This is a genomic window from Colwellia sp. SU-HH01217 (genome assembly GCF_057543495.1).
Map to the genome: position 1 here is coordinate 233,854 of NZ_BAAJLX010000003.1, position 20,209 is coordinate 254,062.

The window sequence follows — 20,209 nt, forward strand, 5'->3', positions numbered from 1 at the left end:
CTGCTTTAACAGTTTTATACTAATACTAAAAAATAATGACAGAAATAATCCCTTATGAATAATCCTAATCTTGCTAACTCAACAAATGGTTCCGCTTATTTTTTTAAAGGTTTCGAACTTATTCGCGCCAAAGGAATTCGCCGTTTTGTTTTAATTCCTTTAGCGATTAACTTGCTTTTGTTTTCTTTCGCTTTTTATTACTTACTCAACCAATTAGATTATCTAATGCTGTGGGTTGAAGAGTCAGTGCCTTCTTGGCTGTCATGGTTAAACTATATAATTTGGCCATTGGCAATATTGACCGTATTAGTGGTGTTTTCCTTTATCTTTAGTACCGCTGCAAATTGGATTGCTGCGCCATTTAATGGATTATTAAGTGAAAAAGTTGAAGTATTACTCTCTGGGCATTCAATTAATGCAGAAGATGGTTTTACTGCCTTGATAAAAGATTTACCTCGTACTTTTGCTCGTGAATGGCAAAAATTGAGTTATTACCTACCAAGAGCTATCGGCTTTTTTATTCTGCTTTGGGTCGTTCCAATTGTTGGACAAATCATCTGGTTTTTATTCATTGCTTGGATGATGGCAATACAATACAAAGATTACCCCTTTGATAATCATAAAATTTCATTTAATCGAATGAAGTTTGTTCTTAAAGAAAATCAAAAGTTGAGTTATAGCTTTGGTATAACTGTTACCGTTTTTTCGATGATCCCTTTTATTAATTTAATTGTCATGCCAGTGGCTATTTGTGGTGCAACCGCTTTATGGGTTGATCATTACAAGCAACCACTCATTCATGAAGGTAATTAAAACGTTAAAAAACAGTTCTTTATATTACACCAAGCAAAGTATACAATTCAGAGCATAATTTTAATGCCTCGGTAAATGCCTCATTCTTTATGACTTGAGGCGTGTTTTTATTGGTTATGCTAATAAAAACTTATTGACCCAGACATGTCGACCTTTTACATTGTGTACAAATGATATGGAGTAATACTTTAATGAAAGTAAAATTAACCGCTAAACGTTTGTCGCTAGCTTGCTCAGTTATGCTGGCCTCTTCTGTTTATGCAGAGGATACAATTGATATCCCCGTAATGGATGATGCCAGTATATTCGCAAACTTTAATGATAAATCGCCCGCTGTAGTTAACTACTTTTCATCGTTTAGTGAAAAAGAAGTCATCGACTTTTATAAAATGATGTACGGAGAAATTTTCCATTTTGAGCGTATACATGGTCGATTAACCCTGTCTTTCTACCCTGACGACTTTGCAGCAAGAGTTATAATTTCTCAACAAGATAATAAACGCCAAGTGGATGTTATTGTTGAAAACTTTAATCCTGATACTATGGTGATCCCTGAGCTTATTGACACATTAGATGAAGAGTTACTTTATCAAGAAACACAAACATCAGTATTAGCTGAAGAAGAGCTAATTGAAGAACAGTTAGTTGATGAAAATATTGAAACTGAGATAACACAAGCCCAAGAGATAGAAGAAAATATTGCTGTTGAAGAAGCTGTTGTTGAGGTCATCGAAGAAAACATCGAAATTGAAGAAAATCTAGTTGAAACAATTGAAGAAGATATTGTTCAAAAAGAAGCACTTGTAGACGATGCTGAAAATGGTGTTGGCTCTGAAGTTATTGACGTTGACGCAATGAACGAAGATATTGCCATTGAAGAAGCTATAGTTGAAGAACTAGAAGAAGAAATATTAATTGAAGAAACGGTTGTTGAAGCGATCAAAGAAGATATTACTGTTGAAGAAGCAGTTCTTGAAGAAATTGAAGAAGAAATAATTCTTGAAGATGCTGAACAAAACACTGTTGATGAAGTGCTAATAGATGAAGAAATAATCGAAGAAGAAACCATTAGTCAAGACGTTGATATTGATACCGTTGAAGCTGTTTCTACAGAAGATAATACTATCAACGAAGAAACAAATGAAGTTGCATCACAAGCTGATATTGTTGTGGAAGAGTTTGACAGTGAGTCACTTGAAGAGAGCACTTTAGTCGATGAAGATGTTTTAGTTGAAGAAGTAACTGCTGAGACCACGCTAGAAGAAGCTGAAGTGACTGATGCTATTGCGGATGAACTCACTGAAGATATCAGTACTGAAGAAGCGACAGTTTTAGAGCAAACCGCTAACGAAGTCGACTCTATTGATAATGCAAAAGAAAGCGATGTAATCATCAATGGTTTAAATAATAAAGATACATCCGCTGTAACACCTAACGATGCATCACAAGATATTAGTATTGAATACTTAGAAGAAGAAGAAGTTGTCGACATCACAGAAGAAAATGTAGATGAAAGTATTGAAGAAAGTATTGAAGAAAGTATTGAAGAAAGTACAGATGAAGCGACAGAAGTAAGTGCAGAAGAAATTAATTAATACTGTTTATAGCGTTGATTTAAGTTAATCTAATAAAAAACCGTAATGTGTTTCACATTACGGTTTTTTTGTTACTGATACTTTTAGTATCAGCGAAGTGTATCAGGCGTTATATCAGTTATTTATACAGTATCGAGTCTACCGTACCTTGTGCTAGACCGTGATAACCAGGTCTTGCAGTTTTATAAACTTTTTGTGCCCAAGCCAAGCCATCTTTTGTTTCAGCTAATTGCTTGTACAGCGGCACAATTAACTTTCTACGACCAATATCAGTTAAGTACTGCTCAAGTTCTGGAAATATAGCGTCGTAATGTACTTTTAACGATAATAGGTACCAAGCATGAGCGATTTCTGCATTTTTACTCGTAGTTAAAGCAAACGTTTCATCAAGCGCAGACATTTTATTTAACGAGATATCTAAAGGTAGATTATTAATAAAGTGTAGCCATTCGTGAACTGTCCAGTTACTCGTAGGTAATTCCTTTAATGTTAGCTTACCCGTTAACCATTGTTCAATTTGTTGGTCAATCAACACAAAAGCTTGAGACATTGGCTTAGGAACAGAGCTTGGTAAGTTTTGGCCGAATATCCACTGATTCACCTCTTGATCACTCACAATGTTTGGGTATTTATGAATAAGTTCTTTATTTAAATACTTAACAAAGTTAGCTGTTGTTAGGCTTTCAAAAGCATATTGGTTGAAATAACCAAGTACAAATTGATCAAACTTCTCACGGCCAAATTTCTTCTCTAAATAAATTAAAAACAACTGCCCTTTCGTATAAGGAACTGATGAAAAAGCATCATCTGGATCTCTGCCTTTTAAGTCGATGTACAACTGAGTATCACCCGGTACTAAATTGTTTATTTCAACATTCAAGCTTTGCGCATCTAACGCTTGTTCCATTATTGCTCTATCTACCCCAAAAACTTCTTCCATAATGCGGTTTTCAACGTAACTGGTAAATCCTTCGTTTAACCATAAATCACGCCATGTTGCATTTGTTACTAAGTTACCTGACCATGAATGAGCAAGCTCATGAGCAATTAAGTTAACCAAACTTTTATCACCGGCGATAACTGTTGGTGTAATAAATGATAAACGTGGGTTTTCCATACCACCAAATGGGAAACTAGGAGGAAGAATTAATAAATCGTATCTACCCCAACGGTATTCGCCATAAAGCTTTTCAGAGGTGTCGATCATCGCTTGTGTGTCATCAAATTCAGCTGCCGCAGCATCTAATATATAACGCTCAGCATAAACGCCTGTTTGATGGCTCATCGCTTTAAACTCTAGGTCGCCCACGCCAATTGCAATTAAATAAGGAGGAATAGCCTGAGGCATTGAGAAAAAATAATCTCCATCACGTAAAGTATCAGGTGAGTTATTAGCACTCATTACTGCTAATAAACTTTCATCGGTTCTAATTCTCGCGGTATACGTCATTCTAACACTCGGAGTGTCTTGAATAGGAATCCAAGAGCGAGCGTGAATAGCTTGATTTTGGCTGAACATAAACGGATGCTTTTTACCCGCTGTTTGCTCTGGGCTTAACCACTGTAACCCTGATGCTTTTTCAGTTGAATTGTAATAAACACGTACTTTCTGCGCTTTAAAAGGTGCATTTACGGTTAGCTTTGCGCCTAACACATCATCCCTTTTCGCTAAAGAATAGTTAATTTTCTGCCAATTCCCCTTTGCATTTTGAGCAAGCACTCGATGAATCACTAAATCACGCGTATCAAGAATAATAGGTTTAACAGAGTCACTTAGCCAATTAAGCGATAATTCTGCAAAACCTTTTAAAGATTTTTCAGTAAAATCAACACTAAGATCTAAATAAACATGCTTAACTTTTACTTGATCATAGTTAGCATAAGTATATGAATCCTCTAAAGTATTAGATGAGACACCTGCCCAGGCACTGGAAGAAGTTTGTATGAGAATAAACATAACAAACATGATTAATGATGAGATAATTTTCATAATATTAAATTCTATAAATAAAAGAGGCCTGTAGATTACTGTTAATCTACAGGCCTGTACAAGAATTATTTATGAAATAAAAGGGATTTAATGTTACTTGATATGTACTATTTTATCTGTCGCTTCATTACTTCTCTAACTGTATCACTACACGTCTATTTTTAGCGCGGCCTAAAGACGTTTCATTCGATGCAATATGTCGTTTTTCACCATACCCTTTAGATTCTATTCGAGCGACGTCTACACCACTTTCGATAAAGTACTTTCTTATTTTATCTGCACGTTTATCTGAGGCTTTTTGGTTAATCGAGCGGCCACCATAACTGTCGGTATATGCATCAATTAGCACTAACTCTAAATCTGGGTCTAAACTTAAGTATTCAGAAATCATCGCCATACGCTTTTCTGACGCTTTAGTAAACTTATCACTGCCAAATTGGAAGTTCAGCACTGTGTATGCAATATCATCTAAACTATAATTTAACAGATTCCCTACACAGCTGACGAATTCTTTATAAGCGCTTTTAAATTTTGCCGTTGATAAAGCGACAGAAATTTTGTTTTGACTGCTATACCAGTCATTATAATAAAAAGTAGGGTTCATGCCCTGCTCCAACTCGCTTAACATAGTCCACGCAACCTTTTTAGGTAGTACTGGAGCAAATTGTTTATGCAACTTCATTTGAGCAAGTGTTCTGCCACTAGTTCCCGGGCGCCATTGTGGTGCTATTGATCTTACTTCTGCTAATGAGTAATTATCTGGTAAGAGCAACATATCTAATTCAAACTCCATATTTAACTGACGACTCGCTCGGCTGTAGAAGCGAGCTTCACCATAGTTTGGAATTTGATGTGCGAGCGTGCACTCTAATCGAGAATCAGCAGATAACTGCCAATGAGAGCTTTTGAGATCGGCACTGTATTGACGTGTACCTGCATGAGAATGTGCAGCAATTACAAATAAAGCGATAACGGTAAAAAATTGTTTCATAGGTAACTTCAAATCAGTAATTTATTTAGTAACATTAATGATATCGACAGATATTTAATTAACTTTAGGTGTTTTTAAACAAAAAAACAAAGTATAAAGTGGCTATTACCATTGGTTCTAAAATAATTTTCTGAGATAATTAACCAATTGCACAACAATCAATAGCACTCGCGTATTATGACAGTCAATTCGACAAAAAACGACTCACCAGACCAGACTAACAGCAACACCACTATTAAATCCTTGTTATCCCAGCGGTTTAGAGGTTATTTTCCTGTGGTAATCGATGTTGAAACTGCTGGTTTTAACTCTCAAACAGATGCCTTATTAGAATTAGCGGCTTCGGTTTTAACGTTAGACGAAACTACAGGGTTGTTAGCCATTGATGAAACCATTCAATTTAATATTAATCCTTTTGAAGGAGCGAATCTCGAACCTGCTGCTTTAGAGTTCACAGGTATTGATCCAACTAACCCACTTAGAGGTGCTGTTGATGAAAAAGAAGCGCTAACCACCCTATTTAAATTAGTCCGTAAAAAAATGAAAGCGGCAGATTGTCAACGAGCGATCATTGTTGCTCATAATGCCTCATTTGATTTAGGCTTTCTTAATGCCGCCACAACAAGGTGCGCAATTAAACGTAGCCCATTCCATAGCTTTGTTAGTTTCGATACAACCACGCTTTCTGGCTTAGCTTTAGGGCAAACTGTTTTAGCTAAAGCCTGTATTGCTGCTGAAATAGATTTTAATAACAGTGAAGCGCATTCGGCACTATACGACACAGAAAAAACCGCAGAGTTATTTTGCTTTATTGTCAATAAGTGGCAGAACATGGGCGGCTGGCCGCTAGCTGTAGATAATCAAGACGAAAACTAATATAACCTGAACTCGGTTTAAGGGATGGTTAACAGTTTGAAAAAAGGTAAATAATTATTTTACTCCACTCTAGCTTGATAGTTTTTCTTAATTCAAGGCAAATTTCGCGTCAATAGCTGGCCTATTGCAAGAAATTTAACGAAGAAGTAAGGAAAAATAGCTGCTAGAGAAATATTTGTTAAGCCGAGCTCAGGTTAACATAGTCATAATTCGAACCGCTATCCACTCCAAAAACCACTCATAAAAAAACCTTACTATAAAAGTAAGGTTTTTTGTTTGTTAATGAAGCAAGATCAAACTCTTGCTTCATACGTTTAAGCTAAAGAGTAACTTAAAGTTTATCAGCGTTGTCTGATAAGTAAGAAGCAACACCTTCTGGTGAAGCTGTCATGCCTTTATCACCTTTGTTCCAACCTGCTGGACATACTTCACCGTGATCTTGGTGAAATTGTAAAGCATCAACCATACGTAACATTTCGTCTACGTCACGGCCTAATGGTAAGTCATTAATTACTTGATGACGTACATTGCCTTCTTCATCAATTAAGAATGAACCACGAAATGCAACGCCAGCTTCTGGATGCTCAACATCGTAGGCTTGACAGATTGTATGCTTAGTATCTGCAACTAAGGTATATTGAACTGGACCGATACCACCATCATTTACTGGCGTATTTCTCCATGCATTGTGAGAAAATTGAGAATCAATAGAAACACCAATAACTTCAACACCACGGCTCTTAAACTCTTCCATGCGGTGATCGAAAGCTAAAAGCTCAGATGGACATACAAAAGTAAAATCTAATGGGTAGAAAAATACAACGGCTTTTTTGCCTTTGATTGCTTCGCTTAATGTAAAGCTATCAACAATTTCACCGCTACCTAGTACTGCTGCTGCAGTGAAATCTGGTGCTGGACGACCAACTAATACGCTCATTCTATGCTCCGTTTATTTGTTGTTTAAAAATTTTTAACACGATAATACATCTCATCACTGATATTGTGACAGATTATTAAAATTCAATTACTTAAAATATATTTCTTTACTAATTTATTCTGACACTGCATTTTTTTCAGCAGACTCTTTAATTAGCGCTTGTAATTCACCTTGCTGGTGCATTTCCATAATAATATCGCAACCACCTACTAATTCACCGTCTACCCATAATTGTGGGAAAGTTGGCCAATCAGCATATTTAGGTAATTCAGAACGAATGTCTGGGTTTTGTAAAATATCAACGTAAGCAAATTTTTCGCCACACGACATTAACGCTTGAGAAGCTTGTGAAGAAAAGCCACAGTTAGGTAATTTAGGTGAACCTTTCATATATAATAATATTGAATTTTCGCTAATTTGTTCTTTTATACGTTCGATTGTATCCATGGAAACCTCTAATTTAATGCTTATTGAATTGCTTAAAGAATATATTGTGATGAATTTAAAAAATTCAATAAATACTAACAAATTATTAATTAGTACAAGTTAAACTAACTAACCTTGAAAAAAGCAATGGTAAACCCTATATTTCCGAGTAGACTATGCAAGTTAATAATACTTGAGTATTTTACTGGGTTTTAAAGCAAATCAAAACCTTTCTTTATACTTTTACATTATAATAAATTTTATTACTACCTAGGAGAAAATAATGGCGATTGAATTACCAGCACTACCTTACGAAAAAAATGCGTTAGAGCCGCACATTTCAGCTGAGACTTTAGAGTTTCACTACGGCAAGCACCACAATACTTATGTTGTTAAACTTAATGGTTTAATTGAAGGTACTGAGTTTGAAGGTAAATCTTTAGAAGATATCGTAAAAACATCTTCTGCTGGCGTTTTTAACAATGCAGCACAAATTTGGAATCACACTTTTTATTGGAATAGCTTAAGCCCTAATGGCGGCGGCGAACCTACAGGTGCTTTAGCTGATGCAATTAACGCAAGCTTTGGTTCTTTTGCCGAGTTTAAAGAAAAATTTGTTGAAAGTGCAGTAAATAACTTTGGTTCAAGCTGGACTTGGTTAGTTAAAAATGCAGACGGCAGCTTAGCAATTGTAAACACATCGAATGCGGCAACGCCATTAACTGACGATAGTGTAACAGCGTTAATCACTGTTGATTTGTGGGAACATGCTTACTACATTGATTACCGTAACTTACGTCCTAAATATATGGAAGCATTTTGGGCATTAGCGAACTGGGATTTTGCGAGCGCAAACTTCGCTTAATACAATGCTAATAATAAACTGTTAGATACAAGTCATTAAAAATGCCTGTTAGCTTACGCTAACAGGCATTTTTTTATGACTATAATTAAACCTATCGATAACGTTATCGAATACATTTACTATTTATTAAAATGTCTTAACAACTTTCACTGAGCTGTCAACACTTGCTGCATCGACATAAGCGATAGCTGTAGGATCTGATGACACAAGGCTTATCACTTCTTTATCCGAACCGACTTCTTTTGGTGGTTTCCCTTTACCAGAGAACACTTGTTTTGACCAATAGGCTTTAATTTGGCTTGAACTTTTACTCAAAACCTTTTCTTCAAACTCATTACGGGTTGCACTACCAAACTTTAAATTCGAAGGTGTTGCTTTATCACCATTAGGGAATGCTTTAAGTTTCCCTAAAAATAGCCGTGAAATATCACTATCAGATATTTGTGATGTGTTACCAGTATTAACTATAATAGCGACTTCTGCAAAAGCTAGCGAAGTAAAACTAAAGAGGCTGCTTAGCATTAATAGTTTTATAATTTTCATTTGTATATTCCTTAAATCAATTAACTGTGTCATTAATTTACTTGTTTAATGACAAAAAACTTTAAATATTTCCAATCATGTTGTGTATTTAAAATACCGTAACAAGTGCAGTGCGGAATAAACCTGCGTCGTTATTACCATTAAGGTCGTCGCTATAACTAGTATACTCAAATTTTAATGCAGCAGAATCGTGGAAATCCCAACGCAAACCAAGAGTGACATATTTTGACTCTTCTTTACTGGCAATACTTTGAGTACCATAAATTAATGCTTGTAAATCGCCAGGTAAAAACTCAGGAGGAGTACCTGGCGGAATACCTGGAATTTGATAATTCATTTCAATAGGATCTTGTATATCCTCATCTGCACCATATGTGACATGCACTAACATATTATCAAATCGATAACCGGCCATAATATAATACGAGTCTTGGTTTGCTAACGGTGTATCGTCTAAATTAAGTGATGAGTATTCACCAATAACAATTATATTATCAAGATCGATTTGGAAACCTAATTCAATAAACGAACCAGTATCTTCCGATATCTCAATTTGATCTGCAATATGACTTTGTCCCAAACTATTCCAACCATCTACCAGAGGTTGAGAGCTCAACGGTGTGCCTGTGGTACCAATATTCATTTCAGTTTGTAAATATGCTGCGCGTAAAGTTAACCACTCTCTATTAACCGTTAATGCTGCCCCCGCTAAATTATTAAAATCACCGTCTGCGTCATCGCCCCCTCCTACATTTAAATCTGAATTATTGCCGCCATAAACAAGATGTAAGGTTGTATCAAACTCACCAAAATAAGTATTATAAACAGCCCCTAATCCATCAAATGTATCAAATGGAACGTTATACACACCACCTGGAGGCGCAATCCAAGCATAAGCATACGATACATCGAGGAAGTCTGAAAACATGTAAAAAGGTACACGTTGACGCCCCGCTAAAAACCTTAGGTTGTCATTCGCCTGATAGGCAACATATGCCCACTCAAACTTAGGGTCCCAGTCATCTTCACCACGAGATAATACCTGTGCGGTAACACTTAAACCTTCACCTAAACTGCTAGAGGCTTGAAGTGCAAATAATGAACCTTGACTAAAGTCGATATTATCATCAAAACCATAAAGCGTTTCATCACTCGATGTTGTAGTACCGGCTACAATTGAAGCAAAACCATTTAATGTTATTTCAGCTTGTGCACTACAAGCCGCAAAGATACTCGTAAACAATAGTGTTTTTTTCAAGTTATTCATATTTATATGCCCTTTTAACTTAGTTTCATGTAACTATTTACTTTAATAATATTATTCAATTAGCTTTCAGCCACTAAACCTTAAATTGTCTCGCGACTACTTCTAACTCAGAAGCAAGTCTTGATAACTGTTCACTAACATCTGCAACTTCGTTCGAAGCTGTAGATGCTTCATCAGCACATGCTTGAATATCTTCAACATGACCAACCATTAACCCTGAAACTTGGTGCTGTTCTTCTGTAGCCACGGCAATCGCACCATTCATATCGGCAATGGTATTCACCGTTTCAGTAATAACCACTAAGCTCTCCCCTGCATCGTTAGCACTTTTTACGCCTTGTTCAACGCTCGCTTGAGAGCTCTCCATCATGGCAACAGCTTTACTGGCCGCACCTTGTAACTGCTCTAACATTTGGTTAATTTCTTGAGTAGACTCTTGAGTTCTTGATGCTAAATTCCTTACTTCATCAGCCACAACCGCAAAACCTCGACCTTGCTCACCTGCACGTGCAGCTTCAATTGCGGCATTTAATGCAAGTAAATTTGTTTGTTCGGCTATGCCTCTGATTACTTCTAAAACCACATTAACGCGATTAGTATCTTCTTGGAGCTGATTAATGGTCGCAGATGCTTGAGTGACATTCTCAGCCAATTCTCTTATACCAGTAACGGTTTGTTCAACAACAAGCTTGCCTTTTTCAGCTTCATTATTTGCATTTCTGGCCGCATCAGCCGCATCAGCCGCATTCGTAGTAATTTCAGCAACGCTTTGACTCATTTCTTCCACAGATTGTCTTGATTGTGTGACACTGTCAGATTGACGTTTGAATGAATCAATAGTACTTGATGATAAACGAGAAATATTATTAGCGGTTTCAGCAAGAGGTAAAGCAGTATCAACCACGTTTTTAATAACCCCTTGGAGTTTTTCTATAAAACTATTAAACCAGAAAACCAAATCGCCAATTTCATCTTTACTGTCTGTTTTTAATCTTACTGTTAAATCACCATTTTCTTGTGCTATCCCCTGCATCGAATCAATAATATCTTTTAAACTTGAACGAATAGTTCGCGCAATTGGCACTGCTACTGCAAATAAAAGCACTATGGTAATAACACCAACTATCACACCAACAGTCGAAGTTGACTGGGCTTTTTCGTTGACAGATTCAAAGGCATGAGTAAATGACGAATACCGTTCGTTTTGAAAAGTGTTTAATTTACTTTGTAATGCCGTTAATTTAGATGACATATCTTTACTGCGTTGTCCTATGGTTGCAAAATCAGCGGTACCATCGATCATCTCTTGTGAAAGGCTTGAGGCTTCTTGATAATAATTGTCAAAGTCTGTAATTAACGAGCGTAAAAAAGGGGCATTTTCTTTATCCCCATTCATAGTTTCAGTAATATTATTGCGCATTTCATCAGCGTACTGATTGGCCGCTTCTACTAAATCTTGTTCGCCCATGGTGGCCGCGTTACCCAAGGTTTCTTTAATTTTATCAAGCCGATTTAAACTGTATTCAGAGGTTTGTAACAGTTTATATTCAACTTTATAGGCTTGTTCTAACTGCTCTACTATTTGCGACATAGTAATTAAGCTAAACACTAAGTAAATACAAAAACCAACCGCACCAACAATAGGGATAAGCAAAATTTTAAACTGCACTGAAAGTGACTTAAATGAATTCATAAGGTAACGTCTCTTTAATTTATATTTAGTAAAACAGTAATCAATTAATCCTTTAGTTTTTAATTAAACAATTAATTTATCAATAGTATAGAGAAAAATCCTTATAGCTCCAACTTATTAGCCTGTGAACAACGAATATTAGCAAATGCTTTCCTCCTACCCTATCAACAGCAAGTTATTTAATAAAAAGTAATCATTAAACAAGAGTGTAGGAAAGATATTAATAAACCTCCACATTATAATCTAAATAAACCTTAAATAAATGAAATAGTTAAACTATTACAATTTTTTCACAAAAATTTTGCGCAAGTTTTTTTAAAAGAACTAACCTTAAAATAGGAAGCCGATTGCTTAGTACTTACCAGACAAATTGTTATCAATGTATTTTGGAGGCAGTTATGAGTATTTTTCAACATTACCAATCACGTTATGAACAATCACAACAAGAAGAGTTTAGCTTACAAGAGTTTTTAACTCTCTGTAAAAACGATAAATTTGCTTATGCAAGTGCCTCAGAACGCCTACTTAAAGCTATTGGCGAGCCTGAAATGATAGACACTTCTACTGAGCCTACCCTAAGCCGTATTTTTTCGAATCGTGTACTTGCTAGATATCCTGCCTTTAAAGATTTTTACGGTATGGAAGAAGCAATAGAGCAAATAGTGGCCTATTTAACGCATGCATCCCAAGGTTTAGAAGAACAAAAGCAAATTCTCTATTTACTTGGACCAGTTGGTGGCGGTAAATCTTCATTAGCAGAAAAATTGAAGGCGTTAATGCAACAAGAACCAATTTATATATTAAGTGCTAATGGCGAAAGAAGCCCTGTTAATGACCACCCATTTTGCTTATTTGATACCAATGAAGATGGTAAAGTGTTGGAAAAAGAATATAAAATCCCTAAACGCTATCTCAGCAGTATTATTTCACCTTGGGCTGCGAAACGCTTACATGAATTTAAAGGCGACATTTCTCAATTTAAAGTAGTGAAAGTATATCCGTCAATTCTTGATCAAATTGCTATCGCAAAAACTGAACCTGGCGATGATAATAATCAAGATATTTCAGCACTTGTCGGTAAAGTCGATATTAGACAACTTGAGCATTTTGCCCAAAATGATCCAGATGCTTACAGTTACTCTGGAGCGTTATGTCGTGCGAATCAAGGGGTAATGGAGTTTGTTGAAATGTTTAAAGCGCCTATTAAAGTATTGCACCCTTTACTTACTGCGACGCAAGAAGGCAATTACAACCCTACAGAAGGCTTGTCTGCACTGCCTTTTCAAGGAATTCTACTGGCTCATTCAAATGAATCTGAGTGGCAAACTTTTAGAAACAATAAAAACAATGAAGCATTTTTAGACCGCGTATATATTGTTAAAGTCCCTTATTGCATGCGGGTTTCCCAAGAGGTAAAAATTTATCATAAGCTCCTTGAAAATAGCGAGTTAAATAATGCCCATTGTGCGCCTGACACTCTAGAGATTTTGGCGCAATTCTCAGTGCTTTCTAGAATTGTCGAGCCTGAAAATTCAAGCGTGTACTCTAAAATGCGTGTATATAACGGTGAAAGTCTTAAAGATACAGATCCCAAAGCCAAGTCTTATCAAGAATATAGAGATTATGCCGGCGTAGACGAAGGTATGTCAGGATTATCGACTCGATTTGCTTTTAAAATATTATCACGTGTTTTTAACTTTGATCACCTAGAAGTAGCAGCCAATCCCGTTCATTTGTTTTACATTTTAGAACAACAAATAGAACGTGAACAACTTCCCAAAGAAACAGCTGAACGATATCGAGAATTTATCAAAGCTTATTTAACTCCTCAGTATATAGAATTTATTGGTAAGGAAATTCAAACCGCTTACTTAGAATCTTATTCAGAATACGGTCAAAATATTTTTGACCGTTATGTCACCTATGCTGATTTCTGGATTCAAGATCAAGAATATCGGGATGCAGAAACCGGACAATTATTTGACAGAGAAGCCTTAAATAATGAGTTAGAAAAAATTGAAAAACCAGCAGGGATTAGTAACCCTAAAGATTTCCGTAATGAAATTGTTAACTTTGTATTAAGAGCAAAAGCGCACAACAACGGTAAAAACCCTACGTGGACAAGTTATGAGAAATTACGCACGGTTATTGAGAAAAAAATGTTCTCGAATACAGAAGACTTACTACCCGTTATTTCTTTTAACGCGAAGACATCCTCTGATGATCAACAAAAACATGATGATTTTGTCGATCGTATGATGAGTAAAGGCTATACCCAAAAACAAGTCCGATTGCTATCTGAATGGTATTTACGTGTCAGAAAATCTTCTTAACCCCTGAATTTTTGAAGTGAGGTAAGACTAATGACCAACTTTATAGATAGGCGCCTGAACAGTAAAAATAAAAGCACCGTAAACAGACAGCGTTTTATTAGACGTTATAAAACACAAATTAAAAAATCTGTATCAGATGCCATCAATCGTCGTGGAGTCACCGATGTTGATAAAGGCGAAGATATTATTATCCCAAGAAAAGATTTGAGCGAGCCTATTCTCCATCAAGGCAAAGGCGGTATAAAGGATCAAATACACCCAGGTAATGACCAATTTAGTGAAGGAGATCAAATTAAAAAACCTAACGGACAGCAAGGAGGCCATGGTTCAGGCAATGGAGACGCAAGCGACTCTGGAGAAGGTAATGATGAGTTCTCTTTCTCAATTTCCAAAGAAGAATACCTTAATCTTCTTTTTGAAGATTTAGAGCTACCTAACCATGAAAAGAATCAATTAGATAAATTAGTAGAATACAAAACGGTTCGTTCAGGCTACTGCGCAGAGGGCGTGCCAGCAAACATTGATATTGTAAAGTCATTGCAAGGGTCTATAGCTCGTCGCATCGCCATGACATCAAGTAAGCGCAAAGAATTAACATTAGCTGAAAATGAGCTTGAAGCACTCAGAAACGATAAACACGATCATGTTAAAGAAGAGCGGGCATTATTAAAAAAAATAGCAACTTTAAAAGAGAAAATAGCCAGAGTGCCCTTTATCGACACTTTCGATATGAAATTTAGAAACTATGCTCGTCAAGCTGTACCTAGCTCAAGAGCAGTAATGTTTTGTTTAATGGACGTTTCTGGCTCAATGGACCAAGCAACTAAAGATATCGCTAAGCGGTTTTACATTTTATTGTATTTGTTTTTAACACGCCGATATAAAACTATCGACGTTGTCTACATTAGACATCACACTCAAGCCAAAGAAGTCGATGAACAAGAGTTTTTCTACTCTCAGGAAACAGGCGGTACTATAGCGTCAAGTGCATTAGAGCTAATGATTAAAATTATCAACGAACGTTACAGTAATCATTGGAATATTTATGGTGCCCAAGCCTCAGATGGCGATAATTGGGCTGACGACTCGCCTTATTGTCAACAATTACTGTTAAATAAGATACTCCCTAAAGCGCGCTACTTTAGTTACATAGAAATAACTCAACGCGCGCATCAAACCTTATGGCAGCAGTACCAAAAAGTTTCCGATACACATGCTAATTTTGCTATGCGCCATATAAAAACAGTTGATGATATTTATCCTGTGTTTAGACACTTATTTAAGAAAAACTCAGAGCAAGCAGCATAAAAAGTAAGGGAGGAAAAGTTATGACAGGGTGTAAACCACTTGATGATAATTCTGATTGGACCTTCGAAAAACTCTCGCTCTATCAAACAGAAATTGAGCGTGTTGCCAAACACTATCGTTTAGATACTTATACCAATCAAATAGAAGTTATTACAACAGAGCAAATGATGGACGCCTACGCAAGCATAGGTATGCCAATAGGTTATAACCACTGGACATTCGGTAAAAAATTTATTCAAACCGAACAAACTTATAAACGCGGGCATATGGGGTTAGCTTATGAAATAGTTATTAACTCTAACCCTTGTATTTCTTATTTAATGGAAGAAAATACCATGACAATGCAAGCCTTGGTTATGGCGCACGCATGTTATGGGCATAACTCCTTTTTTAAAGGGAATTATCTTTTTAAAGCATGGACAGATGCAGATTCGATTATTGATTATCAACTTTTTGCAAAAAACTACATTGCAAAGTGTGAAAACAAATACGGTATAAGTGAAGTTGAGTCGACACTAGACGCTTGTCATGCCTTAATGAATCATGGGGTAGATCGCTACAAAAGGCCACAAAAAATATCTCTTGATGAAGAGCTCAAACGCCAAAAAGAAAGAGAAGATTACTTACAATCTCAAGTTAATACTATTTGGCGTACCATGCCAGTACCTTCGAGTGCAGACAAAGAGATCCAGACCACATTCCCTAAAGAACCCCAGGAAAATATTCTTTATTTTATTGAAAAAAATGCACCATTACTTAAGCCTTGGCAAAGAGAGATTGTACGCATCGTTCGCAAAACATCACAATACTTCTACCCACAAAAACAAACTCAAGTCATGAACGAAGGCTGGGCATGTTTTTGGCATTACACCATTATTAATCATCTGTTTGATGAAGGTTTAGTCACTGAGAAGTTTATGCTCGAGTTCTTACACAGCCACACCAGTGTAGTTGCACAACCCGAATATAATAGTCCTTTTTATTCAGGAATAAATCCTTATGCTTTGGGGTTTCATATGTTTATTGATATTAGGCGTATTTGCGAACACCCTACACAAGAAGACAAAGCATGGTTTCCAGAAATAGCAGGCAGTAACTGGTTAGATACAGTGCACTTTGCGATGGAAAATTTTAAAGATGAAAGCTTTATCAGCCAATATTTATCGCCAAAATTAATCAGAGATTTTAAACTTTTTCATATACACGACAACGATAAAAATGATTATGTCGAAATTGCCGCGATTCATAACGATCAAGGTTATAAAAAAATCAGAGAGACCCTTTCAAGTCAATACAACTTGAGTAATTTAGAAGTTAATATACAAGTTATCGACACCAATACCACTGGTGATAGAGCCTTAACGCTTAGGCACACCCCACACAATGGTGTACCACTGGGTGATACGACTAACGAAGTATTAAAGCATCTGCATTATTTATGGCAATTCGACATTAAGCTGGTACAAGTTAACGATACAGGAGAAGATGAACTCATCGCGAGCTGCCCACAAGTTAGTGCAAATAAAACAAGCTAGTCAGCCCTATTCGTTAACTACTATAAAATACTGAATAAACAATTATTAGTCAGACAGTTTCAAATTTCTTATTTTATTAGACATGTTCAATTTCTTCAGATAACCTATCTGGTCTAACCACTTATGGATTTTCGATTATGACCAATGTAGAGCAAGAGAAACACGTGACACTGAGCATTAAAGATCAAATTGCTTTTGTCTATTTTAATCGAGAAAAAAAACATAACGCGCTTAATTTAGCGATGTTTTATCAAATCAAGCAAACGATCAAATCATTAAAAAACAATAAAGATATTCGAGCTGTCATTGTAACCGGTCACGGAGAAGATTTTTGTACAGGCTTAGACGTTAAATCAGTGATGAAATCGGCCACAGCGCCTCTAAAATTATTAATGAAATGGCATCCATGGCAGTCCAACTTGGCTCAAATAGTTTCAACCGGTTGGCAAGAAATTGCTGTTCCCGTAATCATGGTAATTGAAGGTCGCTGCTGGGGAGGTGGTTTACAAATAGCCTTAGGTGGTGATTTTAGAATTACTACACCGAACGCATCTTTATCTGTAATGGAAGCACGCTGGGGCTTAATTCCTGATATGGGGGGAACAATCCCACTGCAACGATTAGTAAAGCAAGATACTGCAAAAGAGCTCGCTATGACAGGTAAAATTATTAATGGTCTAACGGCTCATGAATTAGGCTTAATCAGCCATGTTAGTGAAACGCCCATGATTAAGGCAATCGAGCTTGCAGAGACTATTTGTCAACAATCTCCCGATAGCGTTGCTGCAACGAAAAAACTCTATAATAACAGTTGGTTTGGCAATACTGGCTGGGCTTTATTTAAAGAGTCTTATTATCAGTTAAAAATATTACTGGGTCAAAACAGCAAAATTAAAGCTTACAATCAAACTCACGATAAAGAACAAGCGAAAGACTTTATCACGCGTAAAAAATGGTAAGAGGTATTAGGATTAGGTAATTAGCTAAAATATATTAGCTAATTACCCAGAACTCGCTTTAATATATAGTTAGCAACTTGAAAAATAAGGAAATAATTATTTCACCCCTCTAACTTGGCGGCTAAAGTAATATTGTTAAGCCGAGCTCAGGTTAAATAACATATTATTTCAATAAAGGGTGCCCTTCTGGTAATTGCTTCGCGATCCATAAGGCAAGTTTATGTTTCATGTTGGGTTGATCTTCAGCGTCAACGGCTAAAGGTTGAATAAGATTATCATTAACCAACAAACGGTATAAGCTTTCAACTTTATCTTTTGCTGCATTAGTGGCCGCAAAACCTTTGTAGCCCCTGTTTATAGCATAATTTTCACCAATCACAATCGCTTTTTTTAATAACTCTGCTTCATTTTTTAATTTCTTCATAATGCCCTTTTTACGCTTTCTAGGATTGTTAATTTATCATTTCTTGTATTTTAACCACAGTTTTCCAGTTTCTGGTAGTCACGTTAACCTTTAATTTATTTTCAATAAAATTATTAGATAACTTGGTAATACCATAGCCGTTTGGGCAATTTAAATATACCACTTGGTTTTTTATAATGAGTTGCTCTGGCGCCACCACATACCCTAACAGTTTATCAATTGCGCTTTGTTCTGGTTGTTCAGATAAAAAGCTGATACATACTTTAGTGCCTTCTTTAGCAAGGTCTGAGACATTAAATATTTTGAGAGGGATGTTGTTGTGAATAGTTGTAAACTCATTTTTGTTAAACACCAAAACTGGCACTTCAAAGCTATATTGTGCTTGAATAGCCCCTTGAATAAGACTCGCTATTGCTTCTTGTGATTGCACTGGAGCTTGAAAAATAACATTGCCACTTTGAATATACGTTTGCACATTACACAAATTTAATGATTCAAATAAGCTTTTTAATTCAGCCATTTTTATTTTCTTATGACCGCTCACATTGATCCCGCGTATTAACGCGATATAGGTTTGCATTACTTTCTCATTTAACTCATTCATTGGTAGGAATTATCATCACTGTTAATTTAATTCACGCATCCATGCGTTGATGAATATACACTTTGTCTAGCTTGTTGGCATATCCATGTGAAATGCATTGAGCTTATTGCCATCAAGATCCCTAAAATAACCGGCATAAAAGCCGCTTAACTCGCCTCTTGGCCCTGGCTCACCTTCATCGGTAGCACCTAATTCAATTGCTTTTTGATAAAAAGCATCCACTTTATCAGTGGAATCGAGCATTATTGCTACCATGACGCCATTCCCTACCGTTGCAGGTTTACCATCAAAAGGTTTAGTGATTGAAATGCCAGGTTGGTCCATGCCCGTTGTCCAAGCAATAAATTCTTCATTCTCAAGAAAGCGCCCTGCACCAATGGTTGCAAATAATTCATCATAAAATGACGCCGCTTTCTTAATATCGTTTGTGCCTAGTGTTACATAACCAATCATTTTGACTTCCTCTGTGTTGATATGAGTTGTGTTGATATGAGTTGTTTTAATATGATGCTAGCAAACTTTCTTCAAATTGCGACAAGGTCACCGTTAAATTTTTAGCCGCAATCAATTGGTTTAATTGATCTATTTCTTTATCTAATTCTGTTACCGTTAAAGTATTATCATCTAGTAAATAAACTTGTTTACGAGATTTATAATAAAAATTAAGTATTATCAATGCATTAAACTGTTTAAGTTGCTCTTCGTCTTGAGTTGATGCACTTTTAATAGATTTAATTTTTCGATAAATCCTATTGTGAAGTTGTTTTAATCGCCACACATAATAAATTTCATGGAAGAATGCTTTGCTTTTTATTTGATGTAATATCGCCGCACACGCAAGTAGCGCTAAAATAACACCTAAAAGGTTGTAACGAAAATTATCAACTTCCATAAGGCCTTCAGCGTTTTTAGTAACAATATCACCAAAAAAGGCAATCATTGCACTACTAAGTCCTAATGACAGGATCAACAAACCTGAAACAAAGACAGCAATCACTATGTTCAACCTTTTTCGATAAAGAGCTTTATCTATTTCTATAAGTTGCATTT

Annotated in this window: 19 protein-coding genes; 8 read left to right on the forward strand and 11 right to left on the reverse strand. The window is 36.1% G+C overall.

From position 1 onward, the window contains the following. Nucleotides 1–54: 54 nt before the first annotated feature. On the forward strand, nt 55–813 hold the full coding sequence (gene cysZ / locus AC27G3_RS05980; RefSeq protein WP_487119711.1) for a sulfate transporter CysZ: 759 nt from the start codon (nt 55–57) through the stop codon (nt 811–813). Nucleotides 814–1,004: 191 nt separating this feature from the next. Further along, nucleotides 1,005–2,408, forward strand: coding sequence for a hypothetical protein (locus AC27G3_RS05985; protein WP_487119712.1), 1,404 nt, complete (start codon nt 1,005–1,007; stop codon nt 2,406–2,408). A gap of 118 nt (nt 2,409–2,526) precedes the next feature. Here AC27G3_RS05985 and AC27G3_RS05990 read toward each other — a convergent pair whose 3' ends face one another. Further along, nucleotides 2,527–4,365 (reverse strand): M1 family metallopeptidase, encoded by a 1,839-nt coding sequence (locus AC27G3_RS05990; protein ID WP_487119977.1) that lies wholly within the window; start codon nt 4,363–4,365, stop codon nt 2,527–2,529. Between the two features lie 160 nt (nt 4,366–4,525). Next, nucleotides 4,526–5,389 (reverse strand): flagellar protein MotY, encoded by an 864-nt coding sequence (locus tag AC27G3_RS05995; RefSeq protein ID WP_487119714.1) that lies wholly within the window; start codon nt 5,387–5,389, stop codon nt 4,526–4,528. Nucleotides 5,390–5,566: 177 nt separating this feature from the next. On the opposite strand from AC27G3_RS05995, the gene rnt reads away from it, so the two are divergent. Then, complete coding sequence (gene rnt, locus AC27G3_RS06000) at nt 5,567–6,265, forward strand: ribonuclease T (protein WP_487119716.1); 699 nt, start codon at nt 5,567–5,569, stop codon at nt 6,263–6,265. 331 nt (nt 6,266–6,596) lie between these two features. Here rnt and AC27G3_RS06005 read toward each other — a convergent pair whose 3' ends face one another. Both AC27G3_RS06005 and AC27G3_RS06010 read right to left on the reverse strand, forming a co-directional pair. Continuing rightward, nucleotides 6,597–7,202 carry a peroxiredoxin gene (locus tag AC27G3_RS06005; RefSeq protein ID WP_487119718.1) on the reverse strand — a complete coding sequence of 202 codons (606 nt, stop codon included), beginning with the start codon at nt 7,200–7,202 and terminating at the stop codon, nt 6,597–6,599. 114 nt (nt 7,203–7,316) lie between these two features. Further along, a complete protein-coding gene (locus AC27G3_RS06010; protein WP_487119719.1) occupies nt 7,317–7,649 on the reverse strand; it encodes a Grx4 family monothiol glutaredoxin in 333 nt (110 codons plus the stop codon). A 262-nt stretch (nt 7,650–7,911) separates the two neighbouring features. Between AC27G3_RS06010 and sodB the strand changes: the two genes are divergently transcribed. Beyond that, complete coding sequence (gene sodB, locus AC27G3_RS06015) at nt 7,912–8,493, forward strand: superoxide dismutase [Fe] (protein WP_487119721.1); 582 nt, start codon at nt 7,912–7,914, stop codon at nt 8,491–8,493. A gap of 126 nt (nt 8,494–8,619) precedes the next feature. On the opposite strand, the gene AC27G3_RS06020 is transcribed toward sodB, so the two are convergent. The 3 genes from AC27G3_RS06020 to AC27G3_RS06030 form a co-directional block, all read right to left on the reverse strand. Beyond that, a complete protein-coding gene (locus AC27G3_RS06020; protein WP_487119723.1) occupies nt 8,620–9,036 on the reverse strand; it encodes a type 2 periplasmic-binding domain-containing protein in 417 nt (138 codons plus the stop codon). 88 nt (nt 9,037–9,124) lie between these two features. Next, on the reverse strand, nt 9,125–10,303 hold the full coding sequence (locus AC27G3_RS06025; RefSeq protein ID WP_487119725.1) for a porin family protein: 1,179 nt from the start codon (nt 10,301–10,303) through the stop codon (nt 9,125–9,127). A 73-nt stretch (nt 10,304–10,376) separates the two neighbouring features. Continuing rightward, entirely contained in the window at nt 10,377–11,996 is a 1,620-nt protein-coding gene (locus AC27G3_RS06030) for a methyl-accepting chemotaxis protein (protein WP_487119727.1), read from the reverse strand. Nucleotides 11,997–12,394: 398 nt separating this feature from the next. Between AC27G3_RS06030 and AC27G3_RS06035 the strand changes: the two genes are divergently transcribed. The 4 genes from AC27G3_RS06035 to AC27G3_RS06050 all read left to right on the forward strand — a co-directional run bounded on the left by AC27G3_RS06035 (nt 12,395) and on the right by AC27G3_RS06050 (nt 18,131). After that, the gene (locus tag AC27G3_RS06035) at nt 12,395–14,329 is read left to right on the forward strand and encodes a PrkA family serine protein kinase (protein WP_487119729.1); all 1,935 of its coding nucleotides are present in this window, start codon (nt 12,395–12,397) and stop codon (nt 14,327–14,329) included. Nucleotides 14,330–14,359: 30 nt separating this feature from the next. Further along, nucleotides 14,360–15,637, forward strand: a complete 1,278-nt coding sequence (locus AC27G3_RS06040) for a YeaH/YhbH family protein (RefSeq protein ID WP_487119731.1) — start codon at nt 14,360–14,362, stop codon at nt 15,635–15,637. Nucleotides 15,638–15,657: 20 nt separating this feature from the next. Next, nucleotides 15,658–17,172 (forward strand): SpoVR family protein, encoded by a 1,515-nt coding sequence (locus AC27G3_RS06045; protein WP_487119733.1) that lies wholly within the window; start codon nt 15,658–15,660, stop codon nt 17,170–17,172. A 137-nt stretch (nt 17,173–17,309) separates the two neighbouring features. Continuing rightward, nucleotides 17,310–18,131, forward strand: a complete 822-nt coding sequence (locus tag AC27G3_RS06050; protein WP_487119735.1) for a crotonase/enoyl-CoA hydratase family protein — start codon at nt 17,310–17,312, stop codon at nt 18,129–18,131. 163 nt (nt 18,132–18,294) lie between these two features. Here the strand turns inward: AC27G3_RS06050 and AC27G3_RS06055 are convergent, their stop codons facing one another. The 4 genes from AC27G3_RS06055 to AC27G3_RS06070 all read right to left on the reverse strand — a co-directional run bounded on the left by AC27G3_RS06055 (nt 18,295) and on the right by AC27G3_RS06070 (nt 20,207). Continuing rightward, the gene (locus tag AC27G3_RS06055) at nt 18,295–18,555 is read right to left on the reverse strand and encodes a DUF5062 family protein (RefSeq protein WP_487119737.1); all 261 of its coding nucleotides are present in this window, start codon (nt 18,553–18,555) and stop codon (nt 18,295–18,297) included. Between the two features lie 28 nt (nt 18,556–18,583). Then, nucleotides 18,584–19,135, reverse strand: coding sequence for a DUF1697 domain-containing protein (locus AC27G3_RS06060; RefSeq protein ID WP_487119739.1), 552 nt, complete (start codon nt 19,133–19,135; stop codon nt 18,584–18,586). A gap of 90 nt (nt 19,136–19,225) precedes the next feature. Further along, on the reverse strand, nt 19,226–19,612 hold the full coding sequence (locus AC27G3_RS06065; protein ID WP_487119741.1) for a VOC family protein: 387 nt from the start codon (nt 19,610–19,612) through the stop codon (nt 19,226–19,228). A 46-nt stretch (nt 19,613–19,658) separates the two neighbouring features. After that, nucleotides 19,659–20,207 carry a DUF3087 family protein gene (locus AC27G3_RS06070; RefSeq protein ID WP_487119742.1) on the reverse strand — a complete coding sequence of 183 codons (549 nt, stop codon included), beginning with the start codon at nt 20,205–20,207 and terminating at the stop codon, nt 19,659–19,661. Nucleotides 20,208–20,209 lie beyond the last annotated feature (2 nt).